This is a genomic window from Streptomyces griseosporeus (assembly GCF_014656055.1).
Taxonomy (GTDB): Bacteria; Actinomycetota; Actinomycetes; order Streptomycetales; family Streptomycetaceae; genus Streptomyces; species Streptomyces griseosporeus.
This window is the reverse complement of record NZ_BNBR01000001.1, coordinates 114,133-137,912: the sequence shown is the minus strand read 5'-3', so window position 1 is coordinate 137,912 and position 23,780 is coordinate 114,133. Positions and strand designations below refer to the sequence as shown.

Annotated in this window: 18 protein-coding genes and 2 pseudogenes; 13 read left to right on the top strand and 7 right to left on the bottom strand. The window is 69.7% G+C overall.

Translation table 11 applies throughout. The annotated features are described in order from the left end of the window. Positions 1-49: 49 nt before the first annotated feature. The 3 genes from IE308_RS00500 to IE308_RS00490 all read left to right on the top strand — a co-directional run bounded on the left by IE308_RS00500 (position 50) and on the right by IE308_RS00490 (position 7,272). Complete coding sequence (locus IE308_RS00500; protein WP_190216081.1) at positions 50-1,240, top strand: hypothetical protein; 1,191 nt, start codon at positions 50-52, stop codon at positions 1,238-1,240. Next, a complete protein-coding gene (locus IE308_RS00495) occupies positions 1,237-5,763 on the top strand; it encodes a caspase family protein (RefSeq protein WP_190216080.1) in 4,527 nt (1,508 codons plus the stop codon). The genes IE308_RS00500 and IE308_RS00495 overlap by 4 nt, the downstream gene beginning before the upstream one ends. A gap of 1,011 nt (positions 5,764-6,774) precedes the next feature. After that, a complete protein-coding gene (locus IE308_RS00490; protein WP_190216079.1) occupies positions 6,775-7,272 on the top strand; it encodes a hypothetical protein in 498 nt (165 codons plus the stop codon). A 328-nt stretch (positions 7,273-7,600) separates the two neighbouring features. Here the strand turns inward: IE308_RS00490 and IE308_RS00485 are convergent, their stop codons facing one another. Further along, entirely contained in the window at positions 7,601-8,815 is a 1,215-nt protein-coding gene (locus IE308_RS00485; protein ID WP_229908635.1) for a phospholipase D-like domain-containing protein, read from the bottom strand. 879 nt (positions 8,816-9,694) lie between these two features. Between IE308_RS00485 and IE308_RS00480 the strand changes: the two genes are divergently transcribed. Further along, positions 9,695-10,726 (top strand): hypothetical protein, encoded by a 1,032-nt coding sequence (locus IE308_RS00480; protein ID WP_229908634.1) that lies wholly within the window; start codon positions 9,695-9,697, stop codon positions 10,724-10,726. Between the two features lie 386 nt (positions 10,727-11,112). Continuing rightward, positions 11,113-11,832 carry an IS5 family transposase gene (locus tag IE308_RS00475; RefSeq protein WP_229908738.1) on the top strand — a complete coding sequence of 240 codons (720 nt, stop codon included), beginning with the start codon at positions 11,113-11,115 and terminating at the stop codon, positions 11,830-11,832. Here the strand turns inward: IE308_RS00475 and IE308_RS00470 are convergent. Beyond that, positions 11,801-12,202, bottom strand: coding sequence for a hypothetical protein (locus IE308_RS00470; protein ID WP_229908633.1), 402 nt, complete (start codon positions 12,200-12,202; stop codon positions 11,801-11,803). The genes IE308_RS00475 and IE308_RS00470 overlap by 32 nt on opposite strands. 210 nt (positions 12,203-12,412) lie before the next feature. On the opposite strand from IE308_RS00470, the gene IE308_RS37395 reads away from it, so the two are divergent. From IE308_RS37395 to IE308_RS00460, 3 genes are all read left to right on the top strand, one after another. Beyond that, positions 12,413-12,655: a DUF5959 family protein gene (locus IE308_RS37395; protein WP_373314477.1), complete on the top strand. Its 243-nt coding sequence runs from the start codon at positions 12,413-12,415 to the stop codon at positions 12,653-12,655. Between the two features lie 282 nt (positions 12,656-12,937). Continuing rightward, positions 12,938-13,147 (top strand): hypothetical protein, encoded by a 210-nt coding sequence (locus IE308_RS00465; RefSeq protein ID WP_190216077.1) that lies wholly within the window; start codon positions 12,938-12,940, stop codon positions 13,145-13,147. 73 nt (positions 13,148-13,220) lie between these two features. Continuing rightward, positions 13,221-13,910, top strand: a complete 690-nt coding sequence (locus IE308_RS00460) for a restriction endonuclease (RefSeq protein ID WP_190216076.1) — start codon at positions 13,221-13,223, stop codon at positions 13,908-13,910. Positions 13,911-14,348: 438 nt separating this feature from the next. Here IE308_RS00460 and IE308_RS00455 read toward each other — a convergent pair whose 3' ends face one another. From IE308_RS00455 to IE308_RS00440, 4 genes are all read right to left on the bottom strand, one after another. After that, positions 14,349-14,498: a hypothetical protein gene (locus IE308_RS00455; protein WP_190216075.1), complete on the bottom strand. Its 150-nt coding sequence runs from the start codon at positions 14,496-14,498 to the stop codon at positions 14,349-14,351. A gap of 146 nt (positions 14,499-14,644) precedes the next feature. After that, positions 14,645-15,061 carry a nuclear transport factor 2 family protein gene (locus IE308_RS00450; protein WP_190216074.1) on the bottom strand — a complete coding sequence of 139 codons (417 nt, stop codon included), beginning with the start codon at positions 15,059-15,061 and terminating at the stop codon, positions 14,645-14,647. 64 nt (positions 15,062-15,125) lie between these two features. Further along, complete coding sequence (locus IE308_RS00445; RefSeq protein WP_190216073.1) at positions 15,126-15,878, bottom strand: SDR family NAD(P)-dependent oxidoreductase; 753 nt, start codon at positions 15,876-15,878, stop codon at positions 15,126-15,128. Between the two features lie 81 nt (positions 15,879-15,959). Beyond that, the gene (locus tag IE308_RS00440) at positions 15,960-16,391 is read right to left on the bottom strand and encodes an Rrf2 family transcriptional regulator (protein WP_190216072.1); all 432 of its coding nucleotides are present in this window, start codon (positions 16,389-16,391) and stop codon (positions 15,960-15,962) included. 89 nt (positions 16,392-16,480) lie between these two features. On the opposite strand from IE308_RS00440, the pseudogene IE308_RS00435 reads away from it, so the two are divergent. The 5 genes and pseudogenes from IE308_RS00435 to IE308_RS00415 all read left to right on the top strand — a co-directional run. Next, a pseudogene (locus tag IE308_RS00435) lies at positions 16,481-16,738 on the top strand (pyridoxamine 5'-phosphate oxidase family protein); the annotation flags it as partial. Between the two features lie 33 nt (positions 16,739-16,771). Then, positions 16,772-17,209: a pyridoxamine 5'-phosphate oxidase family protein gene (locus IE308_RS00430; protein WP_190216070.1), complete on the top strand. Its 438-nt coding sequence runs from the start codon at positions 16,772-16,774 to the stop codon at positions 17,207-17,209. A 338-nt stretch (positions 17,210-17,547) separates the two neighbouring features. Further along, entirely contained in the window at positions 17,548-18,162 is a 615-nt protein-coding gene (locus IE308_RS00425; protein ID WP_190216069.1) for a hypothetical protein, read from the top strand. 151 nt (positions 18,163-18,313) lie between these two features. Further along, positions 18,314-18,809, top strand: a pseudogene (locus IE308_RS00420) (LuxR C-terminal-related transcriptional regulator); the annotation flags it as partial. Between the two features lie 189 nt (positions 18,810-18,998). Continuing rightward, entirely contained in the window at positions 18,999-20,762 is a 1,764-nt protein-coding gene (locus IE308_RS00415; RefSeq protein WP_373314476.1) for a sensor histidine kinase, read from the top strand. A 277-nt stretch (positions 20,763-21,039) separates the two neighbouring features. Here IE308_RS00415 and ppdK read toward each other — a convergent pair whose 3' ends face one another. Next, complete coding sequence (gene ppdK / locus IE308_RS00410) at positions 21,040-23,736, bottom strand: pyruvate, phosphate dikinase (protein WP_190216067.1); 2,697 nt, start codon at positions 23,734-23,736, stop codon at positions 21,040-21,042. Positions 23,737-23,780 lie beyond the last annotated feature (44 nt).

The following is a 23,780-nucleotide window of genomic DNA, read 5'->3' as shown; positions in this document are numbered from 1 at the left end:
CTTGACCACGTTGTTCGTTCGACGTGTCGATGGGGTGGGAGGAGACGGCATGGCCGCAGTGGTGTTCGTGCACGGAACGGGCGTACGTGCCGATGCGTACGAGTCAACATGGGGACTGCTGCGGAAGGGCCTCGACCGGATCGACCCCGGAATTGCGCTGCACAGCTGCTACTGGGGCGGCGCCCATGGCGTGCGCCCGGGCATGTCGTCCAGGACCGTTCCTGGTTACCGTGGCAAGGAGGACCTCCTGCCCGAGGACGAGAAGATCGTCCGGTGGAACCTGCTGTACGCCGATCCGTTGTACGAGCTTCGCGAGTTGGGCGCGGCCGGCGGGGACCGGGCGGGCCGCCGGGTGCTGGGCGACCGCTCGGGGCCGGAGCTGGAACGCCGGGCCACCGTGCTGTCCGTGGAACTGCCCGAAGAACTCGCTGAGTTGGCCGGGAGTGCGGGCGCCGATCGCCTTCGGCTGGCGGTGTCCTCCGTGCTGGACGGGATACGGGGCTCGGCAGACTGCCGGCGCGCGATCGCCCGGGCTTCCTCGGACGGCACGTGCGCCTCGATGCTCGCTGCGGCCGTGGTGGCAGAGTTTCTGGCGGAGTATCAGCTGGCCGGGGAGCCCCTCCCCTGGACGGTAGAGGAACGAGACCGCGCAGTCCTGCTGATCAGCCAGGCTCTGGGCGCCGACGTACGCGGTGTGATGGGAAAGCTGGCCGTAACGCCCGCCATGTACGTCTTCAACCGGGTGATGAACGGCCGGCGGGACTGGGTCACGGACGGCTCCGCCTTCCAGGTGGGCGACATCCTGCACTACGCGGTGCGGGGCGAGGGGCTGCGCCAGTTCATCGCGGAGCGGGTGTCCGAGGTGGCCCGCTCCGAGGGCCCGGTGGTCCTCTTCGCGCACAGCCTGGGCGGCATCGCGGCCGTGGACCTGCTGGTGGACCGGGCGCTCGCGGAGGTGAGCCACCTCATCACCGCCGGCTCCCAGACGGGCCAGCTCTACGGCATGAACGCCCTGCCCAGCCTGGAGTTCGGCCAGCCGCTGCCACCGCACTTCCCGCGATGGACCAATCTCTACGACCGCCACGATCCCCTTGGCTTCCTGGCCGGGCAGCTCTTCCCGGGCCGGGTCTCGGACGTGGACGTCACCTCGGGCCAGCCGTTCCTGGCCGCACACAGCGCGTACTTCACCAACCCCGCGGTCCATCGGATCCTCGCCGACGCCATCGGAGAGTGTGCGTGAACCCGACGACTCGCCCCGACTTGACGTACGCGGTGCTCGTCGGTGTCGATACGTACGCCTCTCCCCGTCTGCGCCCGCTTCACGGCCCCGCGCTCGACGCCTGCTGGCACGCCCGGTGGCTGCGGTCGAAGGGTGTACCGGCCGCACACATCAGGCTGCTGGTGTCACCGGGGGAGCAGGCGCGCACCGAGGTGGCGGCTGTTGCCGGGAAGCTCGGGCTGACACCGCGCCCGGCCACCCAGGCGGAGGTGGAGCGGGTCCTGGTCGACGAACTGCCCGAATGGCGCGGCGATCTGCTGTGGTTCGCCTGGAGCGGGCACGGCATCCTCGACGACAGGGACCAGCAGCGGCTGTTTTGCGCCGATGCCAGACCCGCCTACGAGGTCAACTTGCCGATGGGGGAGTTCGAGCGGAACCTGCTGCACGACCGGCGCTACGAGGGGATCCGCGAGAAGATCTGTGTCGTCGACGCGTGCCGGGTCTTCGATGTCCCCGCCTCCAGCCTGCCCGGCACCCTGTCCCTCGGACGCACGGAGTCGGCCGACAGCCAGGGGCGCCTCGCGAGCGCCTACGCCACGCAGGACGGCCGCGGCGCGGCCAACCTCTCAGCCGAGGGCCGCGGCCTGTTCACCTCCCACCTGCTGGCGGAGTTGGAGCGTTCGCGGGCCTGGCCGCCCGACCTGCCCACAGTGCTGGAGCGGGCCAAGGCGAGGATGAGCACCGCGGCGGTCGTGCAGGTTCCCTACCTCGTGGAGCGCCGCCATGACGGCGGCAGCCCCGTGCCGTTCGGGAGCCGGGTCCGGCTCTCGCCGCACATCCGCACCCACGCCGAGGAGCTGGCGCGGCTTCGGGGCAAGGGCTCCTACCTGGTCCAGAAGAATCTCCCCTTTGTCAGCCCCCGTGACGGCTCGGACCCTAAACGGCTGTTTGGCAAGCTGGACAAGCTGAACCGCTCGGCTTCGGAGCAGGAGCCCAAACGGGGCTTCCTGTTGATCGGTCCGGCGGGGGCGGGAAAGACCCGGACGGTTTTCGAGATCGCCAAGGTCGCGCTCGAGCAGCGCGAACCCTGGCAGGTGCTGCACGTCGCCGGTTCCCCCGAGGTGTCGACCGACGACGTCATGGCCGCCGTCCGGGAACAGGTCGGGCGGCAGAGGGTACTGCTGATCTTCGACTATCTCGACAGTTATGAGGCCCTGAACATCAAGGCACTCGGTGAGGCACTGCAGACGGAGGACCCGGACGGTCGCGTCGCCTGCGTAGCGTCGGTCCGGCCGGGCATGCTCAGGACGGTCAGAAAGAGCGGTGTCCGGATTCTGCTCGACGAGGTCCCCCTCCGTATCGACCGCGACCACACGGAAAAGGTGATCAGCCAGATCTTCGTGAAAGTCGCGCCCGGAATGCTGGAGAAACCCAAGGACGCGCGACGGCTGTCGCAGGCGTGCGGGCAGCGGCCGATCATCGCACTGCTCATCGCACGGGAACTCGAGGCCCGGCTCAAGCTCGGCGTCAGCGAGCTGGATTTCCTCCCGCCCCGGCCCACGGATCTGCTCATCTGGCTGCAGCAGCGCACCGAGCAGGACTTCGGCGAGCCTGCCAAGGAAACCCAGCTGCTCGCTTCGGCGGTCGCGGCGGCCTCGTGCGAGCAGGATCAGGACGCGGTCGAGGAGGCCGTGCGGCGGTTCCTCGCCCTGTGGCCGGACGCGACCTTCCGGAACGGCCCCGAAGGAGTGGTCGGGCGGCTGCTGCACCTGGGCTGGCTAGTGGAGTCCGGCCAGGGCATCGACTCCGTCCACGACGTCGTCACGGACGAGTTCCTGCGGATGGCCGCTGTCGACCCGGAAGACGAAACGCTCCGCGCTGAGGTCCTGAAGGCACTGCTGTCCGCTTTCCTGGCCGGCGCCCGGACCTTCGGCGTGGCCTCCCGCCACCTGCGGCGGTGGTCAGCCGATCTCGTGGACACACAGCGCAGGACACTGGAGCGCGCCTGCGCGAACTGGCTCGCGGACAACATCGGTCAGCTGGCCGCACTGGTCGCCGGCGAACCGCAGGCCGGCCGGTCCATCATGCTCACCATGCTGTCGGGTTCGCCCTGGCGCAAGGCGGTGGACGACAACTGGGACCGGCTGGTCGGGCCCTGGCTGGAGGAGACCGAGGAGCGCGATCCCGGCAAGGCGGCGACCGCCCTGGACAGCGCCGTACGCAACTCGGTCGGCGGTGTGTCCGAGCATCTCGTGGACGCCTGCCTGGCATGGGTGGAGCGGCAGCGGACGACCCGTGAGGTGAGCCCGCTGCTCCGGCTTCTGATCGAGACCGACGGAGTCTCCGCCTCCGACCGCGACAAGGTCGCGGCACACACGCTCGGGTGGCTCGAAGAGCAGCGGGCCTTGAGCAGAGCGGGCGCTCGGCTGCTCGCCGCCCTGCTTCGGTGCAAGGACCTCGGCGCCGACCGTGCGGTCGAGGTGATCGACCTGTCGCTCAAGCGGATGGAGCAGAGCAAGCGGAATCCCGACGCCGGCCTGGTGCTGCGCCCGCTGCTGCTCCGGAAGGATCTCGATGAGCCGCGTCAGACCCGCGCGGTCGACAGGGCGCTGGCCTGGCTCGGCGCTGAGCCACCGCCCTCGGCCGCCGCGCTGGTGCTGGCCGCCGCCTTGCGCAGTGAGAAGCTCCGGGACGGCCAGGTAGCCCGCGTGACACGGAGCGCCTACACGTGGCTGAAGGCGCATGGGGGCCACATCGACGCCGCGTTCGTCCTGGAGCCGTTACTGGCACAGTGCCGGGAGGCCACGGAGGCACGAGTCGTACTCAACCACGCGTTCGGGTGGCTGGGTCGCCATGTGCCGGTCCGTCGGTCGTCCTACGTGCTGGCCGAAGTGCTGCTCCGTAAGGGTCTCGGCGCCAAGAGGGCGGCAGCGGCGATCGCCGACGCCCAGATATGGCTGGTGGAGAACGGCCTGATCGACGACGCGAAGTTCCTGCTCAGCTCCCTGCTGAGCCGCTCGGACATCGACCGTGAGACCACGCGGAAGCTGGCGGACGACGCGGTGACCTGGCTCAGCCGGCACGGGCTGGACAACGGCGGCACGTATGTCGTGTCCGCGCTCCTGCGTCCCGATGCCGTCGCCGGGCACGTCGACGAGGCGGCCCGCACCGCATTGACCTTGCTGGGCGACACGTACAACCCCGCGGTGACGCGGAGCACGCTGGTGGATGTGCTGAAGAGCGGCGCCGGCGCCGGTCCACGCCGTGATGCAGTGGACCGTGCACTGGACTGGCTGGATGAAAACGAGCTGGAGTTCGAGGCGACGTACGTGCTGGGTCCGCTGCTGGAACACCGCAGATTCCTCGAGGGCCGGACCTCTCGGGCCGCCCGCCTCGCGCTCGCCTGGCTGAACGACCATGGAACACGGCCGGAAGCCTCCTTCGTCCTGGATCCGCTGCTCGCCCTGCCCGGTGTCACAAGCCACGAGGCCGGGGCGATCGAGGAGAAGGCACAGGCATGGCTCGCCGACCACCTGCCTTCCGAGGACGCCCGTTTCCTTCTCTCCCGGCTGCTCCGGCGACCCAAACTCGCCCTCAACTGGCCCGAGTCCGTCGAGACGCTCGCCTTCACCTGGCTGGGGTACCACGGGGACCGCCCGTACGCGTCGTACGTCATCGACCCGTTGCTGCGGTGGTCCGATGCCGCCAGACCCGAGGACGCCGTCCTCCTGGGGCTGAGCTGGCTCAAGAAGAACACCACCGCCGAAGGTGTCTCCAGCGTCGTGTTGACTCTAGCGGCGCGCCGTGACCTCGATCTCGATCAGTACGCGTGGTGCATCGACCGGCTCCTGGAGCTGCTTGATCTCGGGTCTGAGCCCGCCTGCAAGCTACTCAACAAGGAGGTTTGGTTCCGGTCCGACCTGGATCCGGTCCGGGCCGCCCGTCTCGCCGAGCACATGCTCGGCGTCCTGGAGGACGAGGAGGCAGAGCCTCCCCGTGGGCTGTTGATCGGCCTGCTCGGCCTGGCCCTCCGTCCGGAACAGCAGTGTCGGGCGGTGCGCGTGGCCTTCCGCTGGCTTGAGGCTCCTGCCGCTTCGGCCAAGAAGGTCTCCAGGAAGTTCGCCGTCGTGGTGGCCCTGCTGAAGCGCGACGACCTCCGGGCCGACCAGTTAGCCGGAGCTCTCCAGACCTTGGAGTCGCTGGCGCACTGGTCCCAGCAGACCAATCACGGCAAATACCTGGGCTGGCTCCTGGCACCAGTGCTCGGCAATCCGAGAGTGGACGCCTCCTACCGGGCCGACGCCACCCGCCGAGCGCTGGAATGGCTGGGCTCATACGGCACCCATCGCGGTGCCTCCAGCGTACTGGCCGTGCTGCTCGACCGGCTCGACCTCGCTCCCGAGGACGGCGAGACCGTGGCAGCCTACGCCGAGGAGTGGTTGGCGGTAGCCGATAGCGAGAGTTGGGGCCGGCTGTCGGTCGAGGACGCGCTGCGCCGGTACCGGGAGCGGCAGGCGGCGGCACCGGTCCCGCCGGCGCCGTAGTACCACAAACCATGCCGTCCGGTAGCCGGTAGGCCGGCTGTCAGACACCGACGATCCTCGCCGTCTCGCAGCGAAGGTGCCAGCCGTGCAGCGTTCCGCGGCATCCCGTCCGTTCAGTCCACAGCCACAACGGCTCCAGGCCCTGCGGCCCCCACGAAACAAGCGATTCCTGACAACGGGGCAGGTCATTCCACGCGTCGCTCGGTCATGCTGCCCATCTCATCGGGAATCCAGGCCCTCTGGCCTTGCCGGACAGGCGCAACACCCTCAACGCGCGGACCGACTCGTAGAGACCCTCGTCTGCGTCGGTGATGACGCAGCCAGGCACCGGTGAGCGACACCCTCACCGTGCACGACCGGGCAGTCGTCGAATGCTTCGGCTGCGGCCGCCCCGGCACTGCTCCCGGCGAGGACCTCTGCCTGGCATGCCTCGGCTGGCTGCCATGCCGCACCTGCCCAGGCTCCACGCCCCCGCGGCGACGGCCCGCTGCACGACATGCGCATCAGCCGGGACAGACCAACATCAGGCCGGTGGTGCTTTCGGCCGGCACTACCCGCCCCGTCCGCGAAGGGGGAGGGTAAGCGTAGGTCTTCGTGGTCTCGCGAAGACCTTGTCGCGGAACAGAGGCGCATGCCTGCGTAGCTTTGCCCCCTTCGTGCGCTGGCGCTCGCTCTTGGCGGTGAAGGTCGGTGCGTGATCTGGCCGGTTCGGCCTGTGTTGGCTTCACTGGGCGTTCACTCTCCTATACGCACGTCGCCAAAAGCGACGTAATACGCCACCGATGGTCACCAGGGAGCGGGGGCAGACGGTGTCCGGTCTCGTTGGACCGCGCAGCCTTGCCCGTGAGCTGCAGCTCTCGTGCGGCTGAACCAGTGCGCGGCGTAGCCGCACGGCACTAGCTCACTCAGTGCCGCGGTCCCGCCCTCTCTGCAGAGCTGTTGGGAGGCGTCGGGGTGAAGCAGCGATGTGGATCCGGGCCGCTGGCCTGGCATGACGCAGGAGGTTTTGTGATGGCGCTGACTTGGTGGACGAATGCGATGGACTGGCTGGCCGCGGCCGCGCCGGACCCCCGGTCGTGCAAGAGCGACTGGCAGCGCGGCACCACCGGTGTCCATCTTCTGGCTGCCGGGCGCTACTGGGACGTGCTGATCGTTCCGGCCTGTCTCGGCCTGCGCACGGCTGACATTCTGGTTGGTTCGCCTCGTGGGAAGGCGGGCCCCGTCCTGCTGGACAGCAGGCGCCGGTGCGTCGGATTCTTTCTGCCACCCGGCCCTGACACTGTCTGGGCGGGTGAAGACATCCGTTACCTCACCACGGGTGCGTGGATCGCTTCTCCCGCTCCGCACTGCCGCTGGGGCGACCTGCGATGGATCTGGCCGCCTGATGGAACCGGTGCCCTCAACACGCCGGCCACGCTGGAAGCTGCCCTGCACCAGGCGGTGCGTGACCTGGCACGCACCCACGGCACCGGGCACTGCCACGACGCCCCGCACCGGGCGCTGGTCTAGCTTCGGCCGAAACTCGCGGCTCACGCAAGGACACAGACTTGCCGCCGACGACCCGGCTGCGACGGAGTACCGAGTGGTTTCAGCTCCTGGCCCTGAAGCCGGATGCGATCAAGGTGAAGGCGGCCCGGGGGGGGGCTTCCGGTTGTCGTCGCCGATCTGTCCGGCGACCGGCCGCGAGGGCTACGTGCCGGTGGCCTTCGAGTTTTGCTCAGTGATCCGTGGTCCGTGGTCCGTGGTCCCTCGCCCTTCACCGGGGGTGGTTCCGTATCCCCGGTGTACGGCGGTGCCGCCCGATCCACCCCGAGCCGGGCGGCGCCGCCGCCGGGTGTCAGTCGACGTCGTCGCTCTTGCAGACGTCGACGTTGTCGCTGGTGCCGGGCACCGCTGCCGCGCGTACGGCCTGGAAGTTGGCTTCGAAGGCGTCGTACACGGAGGCGCTGGTGACGCGGAGCATCGCCTCGTCGTTGTTGCGCAGGGCCGGGCCGCTCCAGTTGTGGCTGCCGGTCCACATCACCTTCTGTACCGAGCCCGCGTACATGCCGTCGATGAGCAGGTTCTTGGAGTGCACGATCCGCCGCGGGGTGGCGGCGTCCCCGTCGTCGTCGTGCTGGTAGCAGCGGTTGGTGATGCCGGAGACGCCGTGCAGGGCACTCCAGGTTCCGGCGTCCGTCTCGCTGTAGACGAGATCGATCTGGCAGCCCGCCCCGGCCAGCTGCCGCAGTTTGTCGGCGACGGCCTGCCGGGTGATCTTCAGCATGGCCGCGTGGATGGTGGTGCGGTGGCTGCCTGAGGCGTCGCTCCAGCGGCAGGCGACGTTGTCCAGGGCGTTGACGACGGTGTCGGTGCTCGCGTCGTCACCGGCCCGCGGGAAGAAGTAGTACTTGTAGTCGCCCGCGTTGCCGTACGTATATGACCAGGCGGAACGGTTCTGTGCGGCGAGCTTGGAGAAGTAGCTGGTGTAGCCGTCGTACAGGGCGGTGTTCCCGGCGACAGTGAGCGAACTGTTCCAGTAGCGGCTGTAGTTGGACGGCGTCAGGTTCGACGTGAGCTGCACGACGACGTTCGAGAGCGTGCCCCCGGATACGCTGCTCGCGAGCAGGAACTTGTTGTGGTTGATGCCGGTCCCGGCCGGTCCGAGACAGGACGAGCCGGACGCGCACAGCGTCACCCAGGACGAGAGGGACGTGTTCGTGCCCAGGGCCGACTTGAGGGTGTCGTACGAGGACGGGTACTCCAGCGTGCTGTGGTCGAGCACGACCCGGACGCTGACCCCGCGATTCTTGGCAGCGACGAGGTCGGAGGCGATCGTGTCGTCCCACAGGTGGTACATCGCGAGGCGGACGACAGAGCCGCTGTCCGCGCTTCCGATGATGGAGCGGACCTGATCACGGATCGCCTGCTGGTCCGCGGTAGTGCCGGTGGGCCGGTTGAATACCGGTCCCGTGGCCACGGTGGCGGCACCGGCGCTCTGCGCGGGCACGAGCAGCGCGGCGACGAACGCCCCGGCCGCCAGCAGCACACCGGACACGCGTGCGCTTCTCATGGCCGTGAACCGTGGTGTCCTCATGGTCGATTCCTCCCCTGGTTGCTCACTCACGTGTGAGTGCGTGAGTGCCGGTACAGCGTAAAGAGGGGGGACGGCGATGTCGTCCACCCAGGGGTCCAGCACGGGACCTGTACCGGGCGCGAGGTGACGGAGCGACATACCCACGATGTAGTACCCGCGGCAAGCTCGCACGGGGGCGAGCTCGACGCACGCTCAGAGGAAGGCGACAGTGCTGCATGGGCTATGGGGTGTCCCACCGCTCAAACCGGGCGCCTCCATTTCCCAGGCGAGTTCCACGGCCGCTTCCTGGGCCGGGCGTATGCGCGCTCCCGCCGGCGCTTCGAAACGGGAGGTGAGCTGGATGTCCCCGCCCTGGTCAGCGAGCTCAAGGAGCGAACGCAGCAAAGCTGGGCCTCTCAGATCCCATGAGGTGCGGCGCGCTACAGCTGCTGCACGCCTTCTGCGTCTACTCGGGCCGTCCGGCTGGTGCACCGTGAACTGGGATGGGACAGCGGTGACCGCCCCTCGCCGCGGGGTCACCGCCATCGACCGGTTCCTCGACACCATCAAGACCAAGGCCCGGCACTGGCTTGCCCTGGGCACGTAACTCCTTCATGCCGGGTCCTGGCTGGGCGCTCCTCCCCTTCCAGCATGACCTGGACTCCTGATGAGGCTTCCGCTTTCCGTTCAGCAGCCTTGATGGGTCGAACAGAGTCCTGTTGACAGCGGCCAGTCCAGACTCCCCAGTTACGGCCAGTTGGGACGTCACGCTCCGTAATGCATACCTCGGGCTTAGAGGTCACTCACCCGGCTGGGGGAGGGAGATCGTTCAGGCGGCCGACGCGACCTCGACGCGGTTGATGCGACGTTCGGAACATGACCACTGTTGAACGGACGATCAAGGTGCTCTGCAGAGCCAGGTGGCACCTATGGCCTCGCTGGGTGGCCCGGGCAACGATGCTGTGGGCGGTGTTGTATGCCCTCTTCGGCCTAGCGTGCGCGCTGAGCGGGACCTCCTTGTTCCACAACGGCGGTGACTCAGGGGCTTCTGCGTTGGATTGGGCGGTCGTGGCGGTGGGTGCGCTGGCGGCGTTGATCAGTGGAGCGGTGGAGCAGTACGGGTTGCGGCCGGCACTTCGTGTTCTGCTCTGGGTGGTCTGCGCTCTGGCCGGGGTCACCGCGTTCAGCCTGCTGATGGATGTGATCACGCTGATGCTCGGTCAGGGAGTGGACGGCCGCGCCTCCGCCGCGAACAAGGCCCTGGCGGCGGTCGGGGCGGTCCTGCTTGCGGCCACGGCCCGGTCCGACCGCCTGCCCGCCGACACTGGCGCGCGAGCGCCGTCCGCAGCACCGCGGCTCGTCCAGCTCACCTCCTGTGCGGGTACGCTGGCGTTTGTCCCGTACGCGGCGATGAAGCTGGTCTGGGCGTCTGGTGGCACGTTCGCGGGGATCACCGGTGAGGAGATGCTCGCGATCTCGGAGCGGAACGGCGCCTCTGGGATCTTCCTCACCTTGGAGTCCTGGGGCCTGGACCCCACCGCACTGCTGGCCATGCTCGGTGTCTTCCTGCTCTGGGGCCTGGTCCGCCCGTGGGGGCAGGTCTTCCCGCGCTGGACGCTGTTCCTGCGCGGTCGACGAGTGCCGCGCTGGCTCCCCCTCACCCCGGCTCTGCTCGGCGCCGCCACGCTCGCCCCGTACGGCGTTGCGGGGGTCGGATACCTGACCCTGGCCACTGCCGGTGCAGTGACGATGCGGCGCGGCGACTTCCACTCCTCGGGCGACGCACTGCTGGTCAGCTGGATCGGCATGATCGCCTTCGCCATTTACGGCATCGCCCTGACCATCGCAGCCCGCTCGTACTGGCTTCGGACGCGTCCCGCCCGCCGGACGAGCATCAACGCAGAATGACCGTGGGCGGCCAGTTGGATCTCTCCCACTGGCCGCCCACGGGAATTCCAACTGGCCACCAGCATCCCTGTTCGGGTGATCATCGCACGGTCGGCGCATGAAGGAGAGCTCTCTTGGTAGCTCGGAGTTGCGATCCCAACCGAGCAGCACCAGGAGGCCCTGTTGTCACAGTCCTTCGCGCTCATGCCCGCCGAGTCCACCGTGGCGTCCCGCTCGTGTGACTGCCTCGCGCACACGTTCGGGAACGCCGCGGACCGGCCGGAACGTGTTCCGTCCTACGCGTCGGACATGACCCAGGCCGAGTGGCAGGTGGTGCGGGCGTCGATGCCGGTGCCGGCGTGGCTGGAGGGCCGGGGTGGCCGTCCGAGGGCTACTGCCACCGCGTGATGCTGGACGCGGTCCGCTACGTGGTCGACAGCGGGGTGAAGTGGGCGAACCCGCCGAAGGACTTCCCGCCGTATCGGAGGGTGCACGCCTTCGCCCGCCGCTGGCAGGCCACCGGGCTGCTGGCCGAGCTCCACGACCGGCTGCGCGACCGAGTGCGCGTAAAGGAGGGCCGGGCGCCGGACCCGACGGCCGCGATCGTGGACTCGCAGTCGGTGCGTGCAGCGGCGAACGTCCCGCGCTCGACGTGGGGGTGGGACGGCGGGAAGAAGGTGGGCGGACGCAAACGGCACTTGGCGGTCGACTGCCTCGGCCTGGTCCTGGTGGTGCTTGTGACCGCGGCGAGCGTGCAGGACCGCGACGCCGCCGTCCCGCTGCTGGAGCGGCTGCGCAAGCTGTACTTCTCGATCCGGCTGGTGTGGGCGGACGGAGGCTACGCGGGCCGCCTTGTCGACTGGGCCGCCGGGAAACTCGGCCTCGCCGTCGAGATCGTCAAACGCTCCGACGACACCAGCGGGTTCGTGGTCCTGCCGCGCAGGTGGGTGGTGGAACGCACGCTGAGCTGGCTGATGCGCTCACGCCGCCTGGTGCGCGACTACGAGACCCTGCCAGCCATGCACGAGGCGATAGCGCTGTGGTCGATGACCATGCTCATGAGCGGACGCCTGGCCGGGCGCCGCCGACACGTATTCATCCCACGTGAGCAGGCATTGCCGGGCTGACTGCACCGAGCACGTTCGGCCGGAGCTCTGCCACCCAGCCCCGGGCCGTCAGCCGCTTCATCCGCGAGCGCACTCCCTCCACCCCCGCCGGAGTCGTCTGCCACCCCAGCCGCTCCGCGATCTGCTTCGCCCGCAGCCCACCGACAGCTTCCGGCCCGGCGAGCACCGCAAGGATCTGCTGATACTCCGGCGCGAGCACCTCCACCCCGACACCCTCGACATGATGCGGTACGACCGAGCCCGGCGCCGCGGGCCGCACCGGTCCGTCCACCCCCGCCGACGGCTCCTCGGCCAACACTTCCGCGACCGTCACCCGCGCCAGCGCCAACCGCTCCAAAGCATGTTCCGCCACACCGAGCGCGGCCTGCACCCGCTCGGCCTCCTCCCGCAACCGTGCGACCTCTTCCCGGACCTTCTTCTCCCCGGGCCTCCAGCAGCCCCCTCACCGACGGCACCCCAGTACCTCCAGCAGGTGGACGACACGATGCGCCGTCTCTCCCACCAGACAGCCGGAACCATGCCCGACCAGTGGAAACTCAACGACTATGTTCGGAAAGCGGAAGCCGTCTGAGAGCAGGCGCTGTCCCACCTGGGACCAGGCCAGACAGCCGGCATCGGCGGAGACCGCGTCCTGAGCCTCGACATCCACGTACACGAAGACGGCTGGCTGTCGATCCAGATCAGCGACCAGGACCGCCTTACGACGGTCCTGGGAGCCCGACCCCAGGGAGACTGGATCGCCGAGCACCGCGGGCGCCTGGAACTGGTCCGGCAGACCTGGCCCCGCGCAGTCGTCGAGACGGTCCCAGGAACCTCCGGGTGAAGCCCCGATCGCAAGCAGTCAGCATCCGATCAGTTCCGACCCTGCCATGCAGGTCGCCGCCGTGTCAGCGAGACGGTCAGCCAGCCGCGGAGCGTGCTGCCGGAAGGACATGTGTACGTCCCCGACTGATGCATCGCGCGCTATTCAGCCAGGTCCGATGGCTTTGTGCCATTGGTCGACAACCCGCCTCCAACATCACCGAGATGCCGCTACACAAGAAAGTCGGCGGCGGCATCCAGCCGTCCACGGGGTGAAGGCCGGTCGGTGGGGAGGGCGGGGCGGTTGGTGACCATCAACGTGGCGGTGCTGCTCGCAGCCGTCGTCGCCTGGCGGCTGCGGCGGCGTACGGAGGCCCGCAGCCGTTTCGACGAGAGGCTGACCGTTGTCATCGTCCTGGCGCTGGGCGTTTTGATCGCGCCCACTCCGGCCGGTCAGGGGATCTTGAACATCCTGGGGCAGCTTGCGAGCGGCGTCACTCAGGCCAGCCGATGAGCGCACGCACGCGCGCGGGCCAGGTGGCGTCCGCCGGCTCCTGCGGGGGACGAGCCTGGGGAGCGGGGGAGTGATGGCGGCGCGTCGACGGCGCCGGCGCTTGAAGAAGCGGACCCGCAGGCAGCTGCAAGTCTGGGGTGCGGTGGCGGCGCTGTTCGCCGTGGTGTGGGTGGCCCGGAACTGGTCGGTGGTGTGGCCCGTCCTGGTGGCCGTGCTCGCCACGGCCGTGGTCGGCGGGGCCAGCTGGATACTGCTGAGGGCGCACCGGCATGCGGTCGGCCAGGACCGCGCGTGGCGGGCGCAGGAGGAGGCCCGGGCGCGGGAGTTGTCGATGGCCGAGGTCGACGCGTTGTCGTGGCAGGAGTTCGAGAGGTACATCGCGGAGCTGTGCCGACGCGACGGCTGCCGAGACGTCGTCGTCAGCGGCAAGAGCGGCGACCTGGGCGCGGACGTCGTCGGCTACCTGGCCGACGGCCGCAAGCTGGTCGTCCAGGTCAAGAAGTACGCGCCACACAGGAGCGTGTCTTCGCAGGACATGCAGAAGTTCGTCGGCACCGCCCGTCTCGAACACGGCGCGGACGTCGCGTTGTTCGTCACGACCTGCCGCTCGTTCACGAAAGCCGCGCTGGGTCTCGCGCTGCGCCAGGACATCGTGGCCATGCACCGCGACCTGTTGGGCGCCTGGGTCAAGGGCGCTCATCTGGAGACGCTGATTCCGCTGAACGGAAGCGGCGGCGGCACCAGGAGGCGCCCGCCTGCGTGACCGGCCGGCCGCAGGCGGCCGGCCCGGCCCACAGTTGTGAGAGCGCCAGTAGGCGAGAAGGCAACAGCGCCCAAGTCGTGAGCGCATTGATGGGCATTTGGAAGGCCACCGCCTGAGCGAGGGCCAGGGGGCGACGGCCCCTCCCGGGGGGCCGGTAGTGCAGATGGCGGCGACCGCCTCCCGGTCGAGGCCCTGCTGGGCGAGAGTGGGCAGGAGTGCGCAGGCGTGGAGCTGTGCGCGGACCAGGCCGGCGGGGGCGGTGGCCGCGCCATGCTCGGCGTGCGCGAGTGCTGCGGGCAGGTTCCCGGTGTGGCGGGCCACCATGCTTTTGCGCCCCGTACGCCCACGCCGCGAGCGCTGTGTCCCCGCACCGGTTGGCGTACGGGAGGACGGTTGCCAGGTGGGTGCGCGCGCCGGCTGGGTCGTTGAGGTGGAACGTCAGGTTGCCCAGCAGCCGAAGCGCCGTCCGACCTGGTGGTGCAGCTCGGTGCCGTCCGCGCTGGGGGAGAGCAGCTTTGCCAGCAGGGTGCGCGCGGTGCGGACCTCCCTGAACGGCACCGGGAGGGGATGGTTGCTGTAGTTCTCCATCGGCGTGGACGCCGCGGGCTTCACAGCCGGCCCAGCGGGCCAGAGCGAGCCGGGATGCCGTAATGCCCGACATCGGGCGATGTACATGCCGTGTTTGGTGTGGCCTGGGGCGGGTTGCGGGGGATGCCCAGAGAACCTCGTCGCGCTCAGTCGGTGTTGAAGGCCTGGCTGACGCTCAGCGTGTCCTCGTAGAGGTGCATGCGGACGGTCTCGCCGTCTTGGACCACCAGGTGCATGGCCGATGGGGTGGTGAACTCCTTGCCGGTGGACGCGACCGTGTGCGTGAAGACCCCCAGCAGCATCACGTCATCGCCGTCGACGATGATCCGCTCCAGCACGACCTTGCTCTTGCCGGGTACGAAGTGCGGCCACATCGTGGCGAAATAGGGCGCGACTTCCTCCCGCTGGGTACGGCGGCCGGTCCAGGGCAGTTCGTCGTTGCCGGGGACGTGCCAGTCGATGTGTGCCGCGAACAGTTCCTGGATGCCGTCCTGGTCCTGCCTGCCGAGGCGCTCCAGGAACTGCTCGGCCACTGCCCGAGAGGTCTGGGTATCTGTTGTCACGGTGTTTGCCCTTGTCATTCGTACTTGTGGGGTGAGTGTGTGTCGCATGCGCCTCACGTCACCTCTACAGCTGGGTGACGCCGCCGTCGACGAGCAGTTCCGCACCGGTGGTGAAGGAGCTGTCGTCTCCGGCCAGGTAGAGGGCGGTGGCAGCGACCTCGTCGGGACGACCGGTGCGGCCGAGCGGGGTCGGTGCGGCGGGTTCGGCCACCGCGGACTGGTCGCCCTGCGGGAACGCGGCCCGCAGCTCGTCGCCGCCGGGAGTCTCGACGGGGCCGGGAGTGAGGGCGTTGACCCGGATCCCGCGGCCGGCCAGTTCGGCGGCCCAGGTGCGGGCGAGGCTGCGGATCGCGGCCTTGGTGGCGGCGTAGACGCCGAGGCCCGGGGCGGCGCGCAGGGCCGCGCTGGAGGACAGCAGAATCACCGAGGCCCCGGCCGACAGGAGGGGCAGGGCCTTTTGGACGGTGAAGATCGTGCCCTTGAGGTTGACGGCGGTGGTCTGTTCGTACTCCTCCTCGGTGATCTTTCCGAGCGGACCGTAGTCCCCGACACCGGCGTTGGCGACGACGATGTCGAGGCTGCCGCTCCGCTTCGTGATCTCGGCGAAGAGCCGGTCGAGGTCGTCGAGCTGCGACACATCGCCCTGGATACCGATCCCGTGGCTGCCGACCTGCGCGACGGCGGTGTTCAGTTCGGCCTTGCGGCGGCCGGTCAGGTAGACCGTCGCTCCCTCGGTGGCGAACCTGCGCGCGATGGCCAGACCGATGCCGGTAGAGGCGCCGGTCACCAGGGCGGTCTTGCCGTCCAACTGTCCCATGGGGTTCTCCGAATCTTCGAGGTAACCAGTTTTGTTACATTGGTGGGCGCGGAAAGGGCCACCACCGGAACCTGGAATGGGCTAAGCGGTTTTGAGGATGTCCCGCAGGACGTCCTCAAGTGTGGTTTTCGCCAGCTCCCTGCGGAGGGCGGCCTCGATCTCGTCGTAGACGGAGGTCAGCGCCGGTCCGATGCCGTGGCCCACGACGCACTCGGGGTCAGGCGTCGAGCGGTGCAGAGCGAAGATCGGCCCGGCAGCGATCGCCTCATGGACGTCGAGCAGGGTGATCGCCGCCAGGTCGCGGGAGAGCGTCCAGCCCGCTCCTGTACCTCGCCGCGAGTCGACGAGGCCGGCCTTGCGCAGCTCGGCCAGGAGGCGTCGGATCACCACCGGATTGGTGTTGACGCTCGTCGCGATCTGCTCGGAGGTGGCGACCTCATGACCGCGACGCTGATACAGCCCTATCCACGTGAGGGCATGCGCCGCGATGGTCAGCCTGCTGTTGGCGCTCACCGCGGACCTCACCTCCCTCGACCCTTCAACCTCGTCGTAACGCTATCAGTTACAACGGCATGCGGCAAAGCTCCGCAGGGCGAACCCGCGTCTTCCGTACCGAACCGCACGCGACACCAGCCCGAGCCGCGGGACGTCGTATCGCCTTTGAGGTCGACCGCATCGACGAGGCGTTCAGCCGCGGCTGGAGCGTCCTGGTGCGGGGCACCGCCAGGGCGGTCGCCGACCCCGACGAGGTGCGCCGGCTGGCCGAGCGGGCTCACGGCGAGCCCTGGGCCGGCGGACAGCGCCCGCTGTGGCTGCGCATCGATCCGATCCACATCAGCGGACGCCGGATCACGGTCTGACGGACGACCGCCAGGTCAGAGACGGACACCCCCATGTACCGCAACGATGGATTTCGCGAACTGGACCGGCGGGAATGTCTCCGGCTGATGGCCAAGGTGCCCGTGGGGCGCATCGTCCTCACCTGGAGCGCGCTGCCTGCCGTCCTGCCGGTCAACTTCTGCCTGAAACCGACGGGACGGTCGTGCTGTGCACCTCCGCCACGTCGGAACTCGCGCGGGCGGTCGACGGCGCCGTGGTCGCGTTCGAGGTCGACGAGATCGACGTCGTACGGCAAGAGCGGCTGGAGCGTGGTCGTCACCGGAACCGCCTCGGTGGTCACCGACCCCGCCGAGCACCAACGCCTGGTCCGCGCCGGTCCGCGGTCCTGGGTGCCCTCCGTGCAGGAACTGTTCATCCAGGTCTCGTCAGAGCTTGTGACGGGACGGGAGCTGGTCGGCGGCCGCAGCCCCTACGGCCTCGACCGCTCGTGAGGGCGGATCCCCCTCGCCGTACGGGCCGGTCGGCACTGTTGAAGGGCGTGGTGATGGCGCCGATCCGACGGCCCGTTCGCCACCGGCACACCGGTCGTGTTCGCCAACCACGTCTACCGGTGGCTGATCCACATGGACGTCACCGACCGCGTCCAGGCATCGCGGTGTGGTCCCCGGCTGGCCCGGGACCGCTGGTCGGCGCCAACTGGCTTTGGCACCCGGGACGTTAGGACCGCTGCCAGGGGCCGCCCAGCCCCCTCCGATGGGCGTGGCGCGCACGGGACAGTGAAGACGCACCTGATGCGACCCACGCGTCAGATCTGGAGGGGATGAGTTCCATGGCAGTTCACGATCACCCCGACCGCCGGCCGGTCGTCCGATTTCCGCTCCTGCGGGCCGGTACGGCCACGCGTTCCGTCGGTGTGCTGGAGCAAGCCGCAGCGAGCAGGTACGCCCTGGCCGGGCTGCGGCTGCTGATCGGCTTCGTATTTCTGTGGGCGTTCCTCGACAAGACGTTCGGATTCGGCTACGCGACTCCCTCAGGGAAGGGCTGGATCCACGGTGGGTCGCCGACCCATGGCTTCCTGAGTGGTGTGGCGGCCGGCCCGATGCAGTCAACCTTCCATGCCTGGGCTGGGCTCACGTGGGTCGACTGGCTGTTCATGCTCGGCTTGCTCGGCATCGGACTGGCCCTCACCACGGGCGTGGCGCTGCGGCTCGCCGGGGTGGCGGGCACCGCGATGATGGCGCTGATGTGGATCGCGGAATGGCCGCCGGCCCAGCACCTGTCGGACGGATCGCCGAGCATGTCGACGAACCCCTTCGCCGACTACCACGTGATCTACGCGACTGCCCTGATCGCTCTGGCGGTCACCGGCGCCGGTGCCACCTGGGGACTGGGGCGCACCTGGGCGCGGCTCCCGTTCATCGACCGCCATCCCTGGCTGCGCTGAGCAGGCTCACGGGCACAGGGCCGAACGGCCCTGTACTTCCCCCAACCGGCGAAATGATCGCCACTCTGGACTTGCTGTGCACCGGAGCGACGGGTCAGGACAAGGAGAGCTACTGATGGCGGACAGCCAGCGACCCGGCCCCTACGAAGCCATCCGCCTCCCCGACGGTGACGGCGTCACCGTGCGCCGGGAGCTGCGCTCGCGCATGCCGGAGCTGGCCTGTCTGATGCTCACCTCCTTCGACGACGAGGAGGCTCTACTCGACTCGATCATGGCGGGTGCCTCCGACTGCGTGGGGAAACAGATCCGGGACTCCGACCTGGTCTCCGCCGTCCGAACGGTAGTGACCGGGCATCCTGCTCGATGCCAGCGCCACCACGCGGCCCATGGCTCGGCTGCGCCACGAGCAGGGCCCCGAGGAGGAGGCCGACGCTCTGCCGGGGCTTACCGAGGGCGAGCGGGACGTCCTCGCCCTCATCGGAGAGGGACCGACCAACCGGCAGATCGGGCAGAGGCTGTTCCGCGCAGAGAAGACGGTGAAGAACCACATCTCCCGTCTGCCAGCGAAGCTCGGAGTCGAGCGCCGTATTCAGGCCGGGGTGATCGCCACGCAGGTCCAGGACCGTCTTCGCCGACAGGGCGAGTGAAGGCCGCAGACCGATCTCCGTGACGCCCTGCTTGCCCACCGCGGCGGTCAATCTGACGACGTCCCCGTCCTCGCAGCCCGGCTGTCCCCTGACGCTGTTCCGGTTCACCGTGCCGCCGACCGCCGGCGCATCACCTGCACCGTCTCGTGCCGTTCCCTGCCCTGTGCGGCTACCGTGGCACATGACGGGATGGCGGCCCGTGCGGCGAGCGGATCGGGAGGACCACCGGTGGCAGGCTCCGAGGAGAAAGAGACTCGCATCCGGCTGCCACAGCTCAGACTGGACGAGTTGCTGGAGGAGCTGCAAGCCCGGCTGGACGCTGCCCGCGGCACGCGAGACCGGGTGCACAGCTTGCTGGAGGCGGTGCTCTCCGTCGGGCGGGAACTCGACCTGGCGCAGGCGCTGCGCCGCATCGTCGAGGCCGCAGCCGTACTGGTGGACGCCGAGTACGCCGCTCTCGGGGTGATCGGCCCGGACGGCAGGCGACTGTCGGCATTCCACACCGTCGGCGTCACCGAGGAGCAGATCGCCGAGATCGGTCCGTTCCCCGAGGGACACGGCATCCTCGGCGAGCTGATCCGCCACCCGCAGGCGCTCCGTCTGCCGAAGCTGTCCCAGCACCCCGCCTCCTACGGCTTCCCGGCCCACCACCCGCCGATGAACACCTTCCTCGGCGTCCCCATCCGGGTGCGGGACCAGATCTTCGGCAACCTGTACCTGACCGAGAAGCGCGGCGGTGCGGAGTTCGACGAGGAGGACGAGTCGGTGCTGTCGACGCTGGCGGTGGCCGCCGGTGTCGCGATCGACAACGCCCGCCTTTATGAGGACTCCCGACTGCGGGAGCGCTGGCTGCAGGCGAATGCCGAGATCACGCACAGCCTGATGTCCGGCAGCGATCACACCGCCGTCCTCGGACTGATCGCGGAACGTGCCCGCGAGATCACCGGAGCGGCCCTGGCCGTGGTCGCCATCCCGATGGAGGACACCGGCGCGCTGACCGTCGAACTGGCCATCGGCGCGGAGGCAGACCGCCACCGGAGACTGGTGCTGCCGGTCGAGGGGAGCCTCGTCGGGGAGGCCTTCTCCACCGCCGCCCCGGTGACCAGCGGTGACGTCTCGCGGGACGACAGGGCCTCGACCGGCCCCAAGCGGTTCATCGGCCTCGGCCCGGCCGTGGCCGTCCCCATCGGCACGGCCGAGGGCGTGCGAGGCGTGGTCCTGCTCGTACGCGAGGCCGGGCAGACGGCTTTCACGGGCAAGGAGATCGAACCGCTGCGGGGCTTCGCAGCGCAGGCGGCGGTCGCCATGGAGCTTGCCGAGCGCCGCCGGGACGCCGAGGAGATCGCGGTCCTCAAGGACCGGGACCGGATCGCCCGGGATCTGCACGACCTGGCGATCCAGCGGTTGTTCGCGACGGGGATGACTCTGCAGAGCGCGGGCCGGTTCATCGAGCACCCCGAGGCCGGCGAGCGCGTCGTGCGGGCCGTGGATGATCTGGACGAGACGATCAAGATCATCCGGTCCACGATCTTCGGTCTGCGGGCCCGGGAGTCCGGCAGAGGGTCCGGGCTGCGGGCCCGTGCGGTGCGGACGGCCGGCGACGCCGCGCCGGTACTGGGCTTCGCGCCGAGTGTCCGTATGGAGGGGCTTTTGGACACCCATGTGCCCCGGGAGGTCGCCGACCAGGTGGTCGCCGTTCTGTCCGAGGCACTGACCAACGTCTGCCGGCACGCACAGGCCGATCGGGTGGACGTGGTGCTGGAGACCGACGGCCGGGAGGTGCGGCTGACCGTCACCGACAACGGTGTGGGAATCCCGCCGGAGGGCCGCCGAAGTGGTCTGCGCAACATGGCCGAGCGGGCCGAGCAGCTCGGCGGGAGCCTGGAGTGGCAGGCGGCGACCGACAGCGGAGGCACGCGTCTGCAGTGGCGGGTCCCGCTGCCAGAGGAGTGATCGCGTCGGTGCCTACTATGACGCGGCCCTGGCTGGCACGGTCCAACGCAGGGCGGTGCCCGCAGCCGTCAGTACAGTGACGTCGGCCAGCTGCTGAGGACGGCGGCGAGGACACCGACGTCGAGCAGCACGCCCAGCGAGAGCCATGGGCTGAACCACAGGGTCTTCAGCACCAGCCCTGTGCAGGCCGCGGCGAACGCGGCGCGCTGCCGGAACGGGATCCGTCCCGATCCGTCTCAGGGCCGCCCCGCCCCGGTGGGCGGGGCGGGGGGTGCGTTCAGCGGCTGTCGCCCGGGTCGGCGTCGTGCAGTGCCGCGCGGCCGGCCTCCAGGCGGGCGACCGGGATGCGGAACGGCGAGCAGGAGACGTAGTCCAGTCCGGCCGTGTGGAAGAAGTGAACGGACTCCGGGTCGCCGCCGTGTTCCCCGCACACACCGATCTTCAGGCCGGCACGGGCGGCACGGCCCTCGGCCACGGCGATGCGCACCAGACGCCCGACGCCGTCCCGGTCGATCGTCTCGAACGGGGACGTCGTGAAGACGCCCTTGTCGAGGTAGGCGGAGAAGAACGCCGCCTCCACGTCGTCGCGGGAGAAACCCCAGGTGGTCTGGGTGAGATCGTTGGTGCCGAAGGAGAAGAATTCCGCCTGCTCGGCTATCCGGCCCGCCGTGAGCGCCGCGCGGGGCAGTTCGATCATCGTGCCGACCGGGCACTGCACGGGCACGCCGGACTCCTCAGTCACCTCGGCGAGAACGGCTTCCACCTCCGTGCGCACCAGGCGCAGCTCCGTGACGTCGCCGACGAGCGGCACCATGATCTCCGCCTGGGGATCGCCGCCCGCCCGGATCCGGTGCGCGACCGCCTCGGCGACCGCTCGCACCTGCATCGGGAACAGGCCCGGCACCACCAGTCCGAGCCGCACGCCACGCAGCCCGAGCATCGGGTTCTCCTCGTGCATGCGGGTCACCGCGGTCAGCAGCTCCGCGTCGTGCGGGTCGCACCGCTCGCCACGGGCCTCGGCGGCAGCGATGCGAACAGCGAGCTCGGTACGGCCGGGCAGGAACTCGTGCAGCGGCGGGTCCAGCAGGCGGATGGTGACCGGGAAGCCGTCCATCGCCTCCAGGATGCCGATGAAGTCCGCCCGTTGGAGGGGCAGCAGGGCGTCGAGTGCCCGTCGGCGCTCGTCGTCGGTGCGGGCCAGGATCATCTCCTCGACCAGCTTGCGCCGGTCACCCAGAAACATGTGTTCGGTTCTGCACAGTCCGATGCCCTGGGCGCCGAACCGGCGGGCTCGGGCGGCGTCCTCGGCCGTGTCCGCGTTGGCGCGGACCTCCAGCCGCCGTACGGCGTCGGCGTGGTCCAGGGCCTGGGCAACCGCTTCGACGACGCCGTCGCCCTCTTCCGCGGTCCGACCGGTCGCCAGGTAGTGCAGCACCGCGGAGTCGGCCAGCGGGACCGGCCCGGCGTACACGGCACCCGTGCTGCCGTCCACCGACAGCACCGTGCCCTCCTCGACCAGAGTGCCGTTCCGGGTGGTGAAGCAGCGGCCGTCGAGATCGACGGACAGTTCCTCGGCCCCGCACACGCAGACCTTGCCCATGCCGCGGGCGACGACGGCCGCGTGCGAGGTCTTGCCGCCGCGGCTGGTCAGCACCGCCTGGGCGGCGACCATGCCGGGCAGGTCGTCCGGGGTGGTCTCCTGTCGTACGAGCACGACCTTCTCGCCGGCCGCCGCCCGCCTCACCGCCTCCGCGGAGTCGAAGACGGCCGCCCCGACGGCGGCGCCCGGTGAGGCCGGGATGCCGCGGGCGAGAGGATCGCCCACCCGCGCCGCGTCGAAGCGGGGGAACATCAGCCGGGCCAGCCCGTCCCCGCCGACTCGGGCCAGCGCTTCGTCATCGCTGATCAACCCCTCCTCGGTCAGCGCTGCGGCTATGGCGAAGGCGGCCTCGGCGGTGCGCTTGCCGACCCGGGTCTGCAGCATCCACAGGGTCCCGCGCTCGATGGTGAACTCGATGTCACACAGGTCCCGGTAGTGGCGTTCCAAGGTGCCCATGTGGTCGAGCAGCTGCCGGTAGGAGCGCGGGTCGAGGTGCTCCAGGTCGCTCAGCGGCACTGTGTTGCGGATGCCGGCGACGACGTCCTCGCCCTGCGCGTTCGGCAGGTAGTCGCCGTACACGCCACGGCGTCCGGTGGCCGGGTCGCGGGTGAAGGCGACGCCGCTGCCGGAGTCGGCACCGAGGTTGCCGTAGACCATGCGCTGCACGCTGACCGCGGTGCCCAGGTCGTCGGCGATGTGCTCGCGGCGCCGGTACAGGCGGGCCCGCGCGCCGTTCCACGACTCGAAGACCGCCAGGACGCCGCGCCGCAGCTGCTCCGCAGGGGACTGGGGGAAGTCCTCGCCCGTCTCGTCGCGGATCAGCGTCTTGTACCTCTGCGCCAGCTCGGCGAGGTCGTCGGCGGTCAGGTGGACGTCGTCCGGCACGCGCCGGACGGTCTTCAGATCGGTCATGGCGTGTTCGAAGAGAGCCGAGTCCACGCCCATGACCGTGCTGCCGAACATCTGCAGGAGACGGCGGTAGGAGTCCCACGCGAACCTGCGGCTCCCGGAGGTCTCGGAGAGGCCCTCGACGGACTCGTCGTTCAGGCCGACGTCGAGGACGGTCTCCATCATGCCGGGCATCGAGAAGCGCGCCCCGGAGCGGACGGAGACCAGCAGCGGATCGTCCGGCTGCCCGAGCCTCCGGCCGGCGGACCGCTCCAGCACGGCCAGGTGCCCGGACACCTCACGGGACATGCCCTCGGGTTCCGCGCCGCGGGCCAGATACGCCCGGCAGGCTTCGGTGGTGACGATGAAGCCGGGCGGGACGGGCAGCCCCAGCCGCGTCATCTCCGCCAGGTTCGCCCCCTTGCCGCCGAGCAGGCCGGCCAGGTCACGGCCGCCCTCCGCGAAGTCGTACACATAACGGACCATGACGCGTGCTCCTTGGCTGTGTGGGCCGGTGCCCTCCAGCCTTC

Bases quoted from the DNA above. Each gene is read 5' to 3' on its own strand.
- IE308_RS00500 (WP_190216081.1), top strand. From the start codon at position 50: ATGGCCGCAGTGGTGTTCGTGCACGGAACGGGCGTACGTGCCGATGCG.
- IE308_RS00415 (WP_373314476.1), top strand. From the start codon at position 18,999: ATGGCGGCCCGTGCGGCGAGCGGATCGGGAGGACCACCGGTGGCAGGC.
- IE308_RS00475 (WP_229908738.1), top strand. From the start codon at position 11,113: ATGCTGGACGCGGTCCGCTACGTGGTCGACAGCGGGGTGAAGTGGGCG.
- IE308_RS00480 (WP_229908634.1), top strand. From the start codon at position 9,695: ATGACCACTGTTGAACGGACGATCAAGGTGCTCTGCAGAGCCAGGTGG.
- IE308_RS00490 (WP_190216079.1), top strand. From the start codon at position 6,775: ATGGCGCTGACTTGGTGGACGAATGCGATGGACTGGCTGGCCGCGGCC.
- IE308_RS00445 (WP_190216073.1), bottom strand. From the start codon at position 15,878: ATGGGACAGTTGGACGGCAAGACCGCCCTGGTGACCGGCGCCTCTACC.
- IE308_RS00425 (WP_190216069.1), top strand. From the start codon at position 17,548: ATGGCAGTTCACGATCACCCCGACCGCCGGCCGGTCGTCCGATTTCCG.
- ppdK (WP_190216067.1), bottom strand. From the start codon at position 23,736: ATGGTCCGTTATGTGTACGACTTCGCGGAGGGCGGCCGTGACCTGGCC.
- IE308_RS00460 (WP_190216076.1), top strand. From the start codon at position 13,221: ATGGCGGCGCGTCGACGGCGCCGGCGCTTGAAGAAGCGGACCCGCAGG.
- IE308_RS00430 (WP_190216070.1), top strand. From the start codon at position 16,772: ATGTACCGCAACGATGGATTTCGCGAACTGGACCGGCGGGAATGTCTC.
- IE308_RS00485 (WP_229908635.1), bottom strand. From the start codon at position 8,815: ATGAGAAGCGCACGCGTGTCCGGTGTGCTGCTGGCGGCCGGGGCGTTC.
- IE308_RS00455 (WP_190216075.1), bottom strand. From the start codon at position 14,498: ATGGAGAACTACAGCAACCATCCCCTCCCGGTGCCGTTCAGGGAGGTC.